This is a genomic window from Nonomuraea sp. NPDC049758 (assembly GCF_040674635.1).
GTDB lineage: Bacteria > Actinomycetota > Actinomycetes > Streptosporangiales > Streptosporangiaceae > Nonomuraea.
The window spans coordinates 1-1,145 of record NZ_JBFAMZ010000075.1 but is presented as its reverse complement, the minus strand read 5'-3'; the positions used below and the strand labels follow the sequence as shown (position 1 = coordinate 1,145).

Annotated in this window: 1 protein-coding gene; it reads right to left on the bottom strand. The window is 67.9% G+C overall.

From position 1 onward, the window contains the following. Positions 1-1,073: hypothetical protein (locus tag AB0J46_RS51960; RefSeq protein WP_364344968.1), on the bottom strand; the 1,073-nt coding region annotated here is incomplete at its 3' end. Positions 1,074-1,145: the final 72 nt, after the last annotated feature.

The following is a 1,145-nucleotide window of genomic DNA, read 5'->3' as shown; positions in this document are numbered from 1 at the left end:
ACATCCGAGGAAGTGGATGCCCTGACACGCCAACGGACCAGCCAACCATCCTTCAGCTTGCCGGACGTGACCGCAGGCGTCTGCAACCAGCACTTCGTGGTGGTGTAACAACCACTCGACGACACCTCACCGCTACCGGACCAGATCAGGCCGGAACCTTGGCCGGTGGCTGACGGGTCATGCTCGACCTGCGCTTCCAAGCGCAGGGGCCGGGAATCGGAGTCCCCGCCATTGGCGGAGAAGGAGGGCTGGGCCGAGGACAGGGTCCAGAGCGCGGATGCCGCCTGCCCCGGAGAGGCCGACAGTTCAGAGACCACAGGCTTGGTGGTGTCCACATGTCCGGCCCGCCAGTCGGACCAGGGGCCCGCCACACCGGTTGAGGTGGACACGCGCATGCGCCAGCGAATCAGCCAACCGTCCTTCAGCTTGCCGGACGTGACCGCAGGCGTCTGCAACCAGCACTTGGTCGTGATGTAACAGCCGCTGCTCGACACGCTGCTGGAACCCGACCAGATCAGGCCCGTACCCTGCCCGCCGGCCGACGGGTCGTGTTCCACCTGTGCGTCCAACCGCAGCGGGCGCGAGTCCGCGTCCCCGCCATAGGCCGAGAACGACGGCTGGGTCGACGGCAACGTCCACAGATCGGACACCGCCTGCCCCGGAGAGGCCGACAGTTCAGAGACCACAGGCTTGGTGGTGTCCACGCGTCCGGCCCGCCAGTCGGACCAGGGGCCCGCCACACCGGTTGAGGTGGACACGCGCACGCGCCAGCGAATCAGCCAACCGTCCTTCAGCTTGCCGGACGTGACCGCAGGCGTCTGCAACCAGCACTTGGTCGTGATGTAACAGCCGCTGCTCGACACGCTGCTGGAACCCGACCAGATCAGGCCCGTGCCCTGGTCGGTCTTGGTCGGGTCGTGCTCGACCTGTGCGTCCAACTGCAGCGACCGCGAGCCGGTGTCCCCGCCGTAGGCGAAGAAGGAGGGCTGGGTGGAGGGCAGTGTCCACAGGTCGGCCACCGCCTGGCCAGGAGAGGCCGACTCCTCTGTCACCACAGGCTTGGTGGTGTCCACCCGCCCTGCCTGCCACTCCGACCAGGGGCCGGCCACGAGCGCACCGGGAGTCTCGGTGGACTGCACCACCGC